This window comes from Parasphingorhabdus sp., from assembly GCF_049667325.1.
Taxonomy (GTDB): domain Bacteria; phylum Pseudomonadota; class Alphaproteobacteria; order Sphingomonadales; family Sphingomonadaceae; genus Parasphingorhabdus.
Genome location: NZ_JBATHY010000024.1, coordinates 1 through 8743, shown reverse-complemented (window position 1 = coordinate 8743; position 8743 = coordinate 1). Strand labels below are relative to the sequence as shown.

The 8743-nt window shown below is 56.7% G+C and carries 7 protein-coding genes and 1 pseudogene; 2 read left to right on the top strand and 6 right to left on the bottom strand.

The window, feature by feature from the left end; translation table 11 throughout:
- The coding region (locus WBM93_RS01085) for a DUF3089 domain-containing protein (protein WP_424427296.1) at positions 1-1134 on the bottom strand (1134 nt) is incomplete at its 3' end.
- Positions 1135-1285: 151 nt separating this feature from the next.
- On the opposite strand from WBM93_RS01085, the gene WBM93_RS01080 reads away from it, so the two are divergent.
- Positions 1286-1678 (top strand): acyl-CoA thioesterase, encoded by a 393-nt coding sequence (locus WBM93_RS01080; RefSeq protein ID WP_424427294.1) that lies wholly within the window; start codon positions 1286-1288, stop codon positions 1676-1678.
- 13 nt (positions 1679-1691) lie between these two features.
- Here WBM93_RS01080 and WBM93_RS01075 read toward each other — a convergent pair whose 3' ends face one another.
- From WBM93_RS01075 to hflK, 5 genes are all read right to left on the bottom strand, one after another.
- Positions 1692-2948 (bottom strand): tetratricopeptide repeat protein, encoded by a 1257-nt coding sequence (locus WBM93_RS01075; RefSeq protein ID WP_424427292.1) that lies wholly within the window; start codon positions 2946-2948, stop codon positions 1692-1694.
- On the bottom strand, positions 2945-4525 hold the full coding sequence (locus WBM93_RS01070; RefSeq protein ID WP_424427290.1) for a helicase HerA-like domain-containing protein: 1581 nt from the start codon (positions 4523-4525) through the stop codon (positions 2945-2947). Before WBM93_RS01070 ends, WBM93_RS01075 begins: the two co-directional genes overlap by 4 nt.
- Positions 4526-4628: 103 nt before the next feature.
- Positions 4629-6170, bottom strand: coding sequence for a Do family serine endopeptidase (locus WBM93_RS01065; RefSeq protein WP_424427288.1), 1542 nt, complete (start codon positions 6168-6170; stop codon positions 4629-4631).
- 276 nt (positions 6171-6446) lie between these two features.
- Entirely contained in the window at positions 6447-7298 is an 852-nt protein-coding gene (gene hflC, locus WBM93_RS01060; protein ID WP_424427300.1) for a protease modulator HflC, read from the bottom strand.
- Positions 7298-8341 carry an FtsH protease activity modulator HflK gene (gene hflK, locus WBM93_RS01055; protein WP_424427298.1) on the bottom strand — a complete coding sequence of 348 codons (1044 nt, stop codon included), beginning with the start codon at positions 8339-8341 and terminating at the stop codon, positions 7298-7300. Before hflK ends, hflC begins: the two co-directional genes overlap by 1 nt.
- A gap of 95 nt (positions 8342-8436) precedes the next feature.
- On the opposite strand from hflK, the pseudogene WBM93_RS01050 reads away from it, so the two are divergent.
- Positions 8437-8743, top strand: a pseudogene (locus tag WBM93_RS01050) (hypothetical protein); the annotation flags it as partial.

Here is an 8743-nt window from a genome sequence, read left to right as displayed (position 1 = left end):
GTCTCCGCTTTCGTCTCCACCGGCTTTCCAGGCGGAAAGCTGCTGCGGAACCAGTGCCACCAGGTCATCATAGGCAACCGATACATCGATCAGGTGGAGGCCCCAGTCGGACAATATTGTATCTCCGACAATAACATCACCGGGAATATCATCGGTGCGCGGATCGTCGGGGTTCGCATGCACTGCGACCGAGAGATAATTGAAACCACCCGATTTTACACACTGGCTGGTCAGCAGGCCGGGCAGCGCCACATAAGGTGTGGCAATATCCTCGCCTTCGACCCATGGTCCGGTATCTCGCGCCATTTCCCATGACCGCTGTGCGGCAAATGCAGCGTGTAACGGCGCATTGCTGCCGCTCAGTGCGGCGGGATTCGTGCAAGCAACTTCCATCGCTTCATCTTCGGACCTGCCGAAGCGCGAACTGGCTGGCGGCGGCGAGGATTCGCGAAAGCTGACATAGGCCACCACGCAGCCGATTTGGGAAGCGCTTCGGCACAGCGGCGTCGACTTGAAATCGCCGCCGACATCCTTGCCCTTGGCGACCATGATATTGTTGCCAATCAGCATCGCCGAGAGCATCCGGCTGGCGACCGGCTTGCCATCAATTTCCTCGGCGAGCAGTCGCTTGAGCAGCCCAGTGCCCTGACTATGACCAATTAAAACAAATGGGCGGCCGTCATTGTCATGCTCCAAATAATGCTGCCATGCATCGCGGACATCGGTATAGTTGAGCTCTCGGTCAGCAGCGATCGGTTGACCGGTCATCAGGGCGCGAAGTGCGGTCAGCGTGACCGAACGATAGAGCGGTGCGAAAGTTCGGCATTCGGAGCCGAAGCGGGCAAATTGGGCCTCGATTACTTTGCGTTCTTCATCATTGGCAACCATGTCGCTATTGCCGCTCTCGTCGAAAGAGACTGTTGGATAGACATAAAAGCAATCGGCCTCGGGCGCCGCTGCCGCCTCGAATCTATTGACAGTCAGCTCGCCGTCCGGCGCAATCTGTGTCACATCGCGGGAAATTGTGCAGGCGTCACGACGACCCGGGCGGCAAAGCCAATTTTGGTCCAGTCCATAATCATTGGCTACCGGCGTTGCGGCCGCCGCTGCTGCGAGCAATAATCCCGTGAACATGACTTCGTCTCCCTCTCGTCAACCATGCCACCATCGGTGCTCCCAGACAAGATGGCTGAGCGAGCCGGCGCGGGGCGGCGCAAACGGGTTAGCATCGCCCCGCCACCGAATTGCCTTTGCTTTGCCTCACGCGAACACTATTGTAAGCAATATGAGTAGTATTTCACATCAGCATAATATCGCCATTCTGCCCGAAAACATCGATTTCATGGGCCATGTCAATAATGCCAATTATCTGACATGGGTGCAGGATGCTGTCGTCGCGCATTGGCAGAAATTTGCGCCTTCCGAAGCGGTCGCAGATCACTTGTGGGTCGCGCTCAAGCACGAGATAACCTACCGGAAGCCGGCGTTTCTGGACGATGATGTAATCGCCGAAGTGCTGCTCGAAAAGGTGCACGGAGCCCGGGCATTTTACAGCACCATCATCCGTCGCGGCGAAGAAGTGCTTGCCGAAGTGCAGTCGAGCTGGTGCTGTATCGATGCCGACACCTTGCGGCCCACTCGCCTGGCGAAAGATATCGTTGCTCGATTTTTCGGCTAGCCGAACAAGCGGTTCAATTTGTGGGCGTGCTGACCGGTGCACCGGTTTCTGCCTGCATTTTCTCGACCAGAATGCCGTACAGCGATTCTGAATCTACATCTCCGGCGGCAATGGCTTTTTCGTACCAGAACTTTGTCGCCGCCACATCACGCAATACACCGGTTCCGTCTTGATAGTTTTGGGCGAGTTTGCGCATCGCCGTGGCGTAGCCTGTTTCAGCCGATTGCTTGAGCAATCGTGTAGAGTTGCCCCGATCGATGTCGACGCCAATCCCATTTTCATAAGCCAAAGCCAAGGTGTACATCGCATAGCCACTGTCATCTGCGATGGCCTTCTCGAGCAACATGAGGCCTTTTTTGACATCGCGTTTGACGTGGTCGCCTTTGAGATAAATCTCGCCGAGATTGGCCAACGCATAGTCATCTCCTGCATCGGCGGATTTTTGGTACCAGACCAGCGCCTGTTCGATATCGACCTTGGTGCCTCGGCCGGAATGGAACGATGATGCGAAATTGTTCATCGCGGTCACATGGCCCAGTTCAGCTGCCTTTTTATACAATATGAAAGCGATATCATCGTTGACCGCAACCGCTTTACCGAACTCATAATATGTTCCCAAGGCAAAAATGGCGTCAACGTCTCCTGCTCCTGCCGCTTTCGCCAGCCAGACCAGTGCGTCGTCCAGACTCGGCGTGGTCCCATCACCATTTTCATAGGCCATTGCCAAAACATACATGGCCGAAGCCGAACCAGCGTTCGCGCTCTTCTCATACCATTGGAATGCAGTCTCGATGTTCTTTTCAAATCCGAGCCCAGCTTCGTGATTCAGCCCGAGGAAATACATCGCACGGGCATCGCCCAATGCAGCTGCCTTCTCGTAATGTTCATTGGCCGTGGCAATGTCCTTGTCGACACCTTCGCCATTTTCAAAGCGTAGCCCAAGGCTGGTGGTAGCAGCGGGATGTTTCCGTTGAGCTGCTTCCCGAAACCATCGGACCGCCTCTTTGTCATCCTTCGGGACGCCTTCGCCCCGGGAATAGGAAATTGCGAGTGCGTTCATACCATGAGGGTCGCCCGCTGCGATCAGGCGGCGGTAGATGTCGGCGGACTTTTCAAAATCCTTGCTTTGTTCGAATGCCTCAGCTTCCTCCCGCAACGTTTCTATATCTACAGCGCCAGGCGCCGTGGTTTCGGCGGAAACAGGAGCCGATAGTAAAAGAGCAAAAGGCAAAAACAGGTTTGTCCGGCGTGAATGCTTGCCCGCCTTCATCGCATCAACCCGCCGATCAGGTTGCGAACGAAGCGTCCGGCGACCGGGCCGGCGAGATCCGTTACCACCGACCCTACAGCGGAAGTCACGCCCGATCGCATCGGGTTTGCCCGGGATTTTTTGCCGAGCATGGTCGAGGCCGCCATGCCGGCAACGGATCCTACGGCGACTTTTGAACCGCGACTAAGGGCCTTTTCCCAGATGCTCTTGGTCTTGCGTGAACGCTTGCCGACCTCTTCTGCGCCCTTTTCTTCGACCTCGCGCGCGGTCTCCGTGGCGTCGATCACCTTTTGCGCCAAGATTTCCTCGGCACTATTCCGGTCTATCTCTTGATCATATTTGCCCTCATGGGGCGAGATTGACTGCATGATTGCGCGTTCTTTGGCGGTGACCGGACCCAGACGGGAGCGCGGTGGTTTGATCAAGGTCCGCTGGACAATCGATGGTGCGCCATCTTCCAGCAAAGTAGAGACGAGCGCTTCGCCAACCCTCAATTCGGTAATCGCTTGCTCGACGTCCAGATCGGGGTTGATCCGGAACGTATCGGCTGCTGCCTTGATCGCCTTTTTGTCGCGCGGTGTGAAGGCGCGCAGGGCATGTTGCACGCGGTTGCCCAGCTGACCTGCAATCTCCTGCGGAATATCGATCGGGTTCTGGGTGACAAAAAAGACCCCGACGCCCTTGGAACGGATCAGGCGCACGACCTGCTCGATCTTGTCTTCCAGCGCCTTGGGCGCGTCGTCGAACAGCAGATGCGCCTCATCGAAGAAGAAAACCAGCTTCGGCTTGGTCGGATCACCGACTTCGGGCAGTGTTTCGAACAATTCGGCGAGCAGCCAGAGCAGAAATGTCGCATAGAGTTTCGGGCTGCGCATCAGCTGATCGGCGGCGAGCACGTTGATGTAGCCGCGACCCTGTTCGTCGCATTTGATGAAATCATCGATCTCCAGAGCCGGCTCGCCAAAAAACTGGCCCGCACCCTGGCTATCGAGTTGCAGCAACTGGCGCTGGATCGCGCCGACGCTGGCTTTGCTGACATTGCCGTATTTGGCAGACAACTGCTTCGCATTTTCTGCCGTGTAAGCGAGCATCGACTGCAGGTCGTCGAGGTTGAGCAACAGCAAGCCTTCTTCATCGGCAAAGCGGAAAACGATATTGAGCACGCCTTCCTGGGTGTCGTTCAAGTCCATCAGGCGCGCGAGCAGCAGCGGACCCATTTCCGAAATGGTGGTCCGTATGGGATGGCCCTGCTTGCCGTAGAGGTCCCAGAATACAGCCGGATTGTCGGAATAGGCATAATCGCTCATGCCCAGTTCCGCCGCCCGTTCCTCGAGCTTGTCGGCATGTTTGAATTGTGACGAACCGGCCATGGAAACGCCCGAAAGGTCACCTTTGACGTCGGCAACAAATACCGGCACGCCATTGGCGGAAAAGCTTTCGGCCAGCCCTTGCAGGGTTACCGTCTTGCCGGTGCCGGTGGCACCGGCGATAAGGCCGTGCCGGTTCGCACGGGACAGGTTCAGGCTTTGTCTTACGCCACCGCCCAGTCCGAGAAAAATCTCTGTTGCATCGGCCATCGGCGAATCCCCTCAATCATGTTGCAAATCGCGCCACTCATGAGGCAAGAAAAAGGCCGGCGTCAAGCACCGGCCTTTTTATGTTACATATGTTTAGAAGTGCCTAGCCGTCCTGCAGTCGAACCGCGACAAACTGCGGATCGCGGGATCCGCGCCGGATTTGCAGCAGCACCGCTTCGCGATTCGAACGTTTCGCGCTGTTGATCGCCTTGTCCAGATCGGCAGCGCTTGTCACCGGCTGGCGATTGACGCTGGTTATAAGAAAACCGCGCCTGATGCCTTTTTGTGCGGCGTCGCTGTTCGGATTGACCGTCGAAACCACGACCCCTTCCTGTGTCGACGGGACGCCGATCTGCCGTGCGATGGCCGGGGTCATGTCGACAACCGACAATCCCAGCGCATCGGCGGTTGCCTGCGCACTGGCACCATCATCATTCTGGCCCATGGCATTATCTTCTGCATCCGGATCGAATGTATTGCCGGCCAGTTCTTCTTCGGAGGGACGTTTGCCAAGCTTGGCATTGACCTTGATCGACTTGCCTCCGCGCATAAGTTCGATCGGCACGTCCGTGCCAACCGGAAGATTGGCAACCAGATAGGACAGGGTCTGGTCCGGTGTAACCGTCTTGCCGTTTACCTTGGTGATCACGTCACCCGCCTGGATGCCGGCCTTTTGCGCTGCTTCGCCGGGTTCGACACGCTGGACAAATTCGCCGCGGTTTTTCTCCAGACCGAGGGAGTCGGCTAGATCTTCCGAGAGCGCGCTGATCTGGACGCCGAGATAGCCACGCTCGATCGACTGTCCCTTTTTCAGGGTTTCGACAATTGGCACCGCGACTTCAGCGGGAATGGCAAAGCCGATGCCGACATTGCCACCAGTGGGCGAAATGATCGCGTTGTTGATTCCGACGACATTGCCGTTGAGATCGAACATCGGTCCACCGCTATTGCCGCGGTTGATCGATGCGTCGGTCTGGAGGAAGCGGTCATAGGCTCCGCCCTGGCCGGTGTTACGGTGAATCGCCGAAATTATACCGGTTGTGACGGTGCCGCCGAGACCAAAGGGATTGCCGATTGCGATCACCCAGTCTCCGACGCGCGTCGCGGTACTGTCACCGAATTTGACGAAGGGTAGCGGCTTGTCTGCCTTGATCTTGAGCACCGCGATATCCGATGCCGCATCACGACCGACGAGTTCGGCTACATATTCCTTGCGGTCCGGCATGATCACGGTGATCGATTCGATCGTCGCGTTGCGGTTGCCCGGCGCAACAACATGGTTGTTGGTGACGACATAGCCATCAGCCGAAATGATGAAGCCGGATCCCAGCGATTGCGCTTCACGGGTCTGTGCGCCCCCGTTGCCGCCCGGGCGGTTGCCGAACAGGCCGTCAAAAGGCGTGCCGGCGAAGGGATTGTTATTGTTGACGCGGACACGCTGAGTGGTGGAGATATTGACCACTGCGGGCTGCAATTGTTCCGTAAGGTCGGCAAAGCTCATCGGTGCGTTGGCACGTGGTACCACGTTGCGCATAACCGAGCTGTCATTGGCTGCGGTTTGTGCCCCGGCCGGGACGACGCCGGTCAAGGTTGCCGCACTGCCGGCCAAAAGCAACGCTGTTGAAATTCCGTAAGCGTAACGCACTGATATTTTCCTCTCAAAATTCTGGCGGAACAAATGGATCTCTACCGCCAAATCCGTTCAAAATCGCAGAAACAATGGCGCGAATTTCATGAACGGAAATTGAATATTAGCATATTTGTTCGCCGATCCTAAGCGCAGAACGGCGAGACACTTCCGATGGCAACCTATTTGGGTGCGCCAAAGCCCTTTCGCAAGCCGGTATTCGCCGTTTGGTCGAAAAAAACCGGCGTTGTGCAGAAAAGACGACAAATGTAGTCGGCCTGCTATCGCTAGCGACTAATTACCACGGAACTGGCGCAGATATTCATTGTCCGGAGACAGGACGAACGAACTTTGCGGGTCCCCTGGATTGCCAGGCAGGAATGTCGTTTCATAGCTCTTCATGGCGCGGTAAAAATCGTAGAATTGCGGATCTTTCCCGAAGCTTTCGGCATAGGTTCTAGCTGCACTCGCATCGGCTTCGGCGCGAATGATTTGCGCCTGCTTTGCACCCTGTGCACGGATGGTGCGGGCTTCCTGGTCGCGCGCGGTCCGCATTCTTTCGTATGCGCTATCAAGCGGCGTTCCGTCGGGCAGATCGGCGCGTTTGATCCGAACGTCGACAATTTCCGCGCCATATTGGCGGGCAACCCGGTTGAGACCGGCCTGGATATTGTCCATTACCTGACCGCGTTCCGGGCTAAGCAAGGCGGCAAACGGACGTTTGCCGAGTTCGTTTCTCAAGGCGGAACCCAGAATTGGCCTGAGTTCGTCCGAAACCCGCTCTTCGCTGCCGGCGGCAATATACATGCGCAACGGATCGGTGATCCGGAACCGGGCAAAGGCATCGACTTGCAGACGAAGTTGATCGGTCGACAACACCTGTTGCTGTTCCATCTCGACGTCGCGAATGCGCTTGTCGATCCACACGACCTGCTCGATGAATGGAATTTTGGGAAGCAGCCCGGCCCCGGTCTGACCGAAGGGGACACCATTTTGATAACGGTTGATGATACGAATCGGCTCACCGAAGCGCACGACCACGCCCTGGCGTGTTTCCGGCACGATGATGAGCGTGTTCAACAAGGTGAACAAAGCCGCGATAAGGATCACGCCAAGCGCGACGGGGTTCTGGAAAATCCGGCTCATCATTTGCCCTCCACGGTTGTAATGGGCGACTGCTGCGACCGCTTTTTCAGTTCCGGTAAGGCCAGATAAGGAGTAACGCCTCTTGCCTCGACAACCGTCTTGTCGACCTTGGACAGGACGCGTTCCATCGTTTCATAATACATGCGTTGTCGGGTCACGGTCGGGGCCAGTCGATATTCCTCATAGACCTTGTCAAAGGCTGCGGATTCACCCTGTGCCTGTGCGGTGAGTTGCTGGGCATAAGCGCGTGCTTCGTTCAGATAGGTTTGCGCTGTCTGTTGAGCGGCGGACACTTCCTTGAAGGCATCATTTACCTTGGCCGGGGGATCGGCTTTCTTGATCGCGATGCCGCGAATGACAACACCGGCACCATAGCCATCGAGCAATTGCTGCATATTGCGCTCGACCTGTTGTTCGATTTCGGTCCGTTCGGAACCGATTGTGTCGTCGAGAGTGAAATTGGCAACCGATGCCCGCATCGCGGCTTCGGCAACTTCCTTGATCGTTTCTTCCGGCTCGGCGATCTGGAACAGGAACAGTTCTGGTGCCTTTATGTTCCAGCGTACCGAATAAGCAAGATCGACAATATTCTGATCGCCGGTCAGGATCAGTTTCTCGGATTCACCTTCCGGAATGTCGATCGTCCGGATGTCCTCGACATCAAGCTTCGTCACTTGTTCGAGGGGACTGGGGAGCGAGAAATGCAGACCGGGCTGCATGGTCCGTGAATAGGATCCCAAAAATGTCACCACGCCGCGTTCTTGCGGGCTGATACGGTGGATGCTGCTCAACAGGACCCACAGGATGATGAAGCCGATCGCCAGAATGGGCCACCATGAGCGTCCGCCGGGACGTTTTGGCAGGCCGCCCTTGAATCCGCCACCGGTGCCTTTTTTGAACAGTTCCTCGAGAGAACCGGCGCCCTTGCGCCCGCCGCCGGAAGATCCGCCAGGAGGATTGCCCCATGGATTGCGGGGGCCGCCGCCATTGCCGTTGCCACCATCATTGCCGCTGCCACCGTCATTGCCCCAGGGGCCGGCCATGTTCAATATTGCGCTCAGAATCGATCTGCGGCGCGCTCCACCGTTAATATTATCATTCATAGTTTCTTTATAGGTAGCGCGCCGCCAGAAAAACAGTGTCAATCCGAGAAAAGTGTAACTATGTCCATCCGATGACCGATATTTCTACAATCGAAGCCGCGCTGGAGGGTGTTGCCAAGGGCCGCTTCAGCGCCGTCAAATTTGCGCAAGGTCGTGTTTCTCTGGTGCTCAACGTCGGCGGGCTGGATGTCCGTGAGCGCGGCCAGATCGAGATTGCAGTGAAGGGCAAGCTGCTGGCGCTGGACGGCGTTGAAAAGGTCGATATTGCAATGACCGCCGAGAAGGTCGAGAGGCGTCTGATCGCCGTCGCCAGTGGCAAGGGTGGTGTCGGCAAGTCTACCC

What these genes read in the sequence shown, in the direction of transcription:
- WBM93_RS01080 (WP_424427294.1), top strand. Translation starts at nt 1,286, where the DNA reads ATGAGTAGTATTTCACATCAGCATAATATCGCCATTCTGCCCGAAAAC.
- WBM93_RS01075 (WP_424427292.1), bottom strand. Translation starts at nt 2,948, where the DNA reads ATGAAGGCGGGCAAGCATTCACGCCGGACAAACCTGTTTTTGCCTTTT.
- WBM93_RS01070 (WP_424427290.1), bottom strand. Translation starts at nt 4,525, where the DNA reads ATGGCCGATGCAACAGAGATTTTTCTCGGACTGGGCGGTGGCGTAAGA.
- hflC (WP_424427300.1), bottom strand. Translation starts at nt 7,298, where the DNA reads ATGAGCCGGATTTTCCAGAACCCCGTCGCGCTTGGCGTGATCCTTATC.
- hflK (WP_424427298.1), bottom strand. Translation starts at nt 8,341, where the DNA reads ATGGCCGGCCCCTGGGGCAATGACGGTGGCAGCGGCAATGATGGTGGC.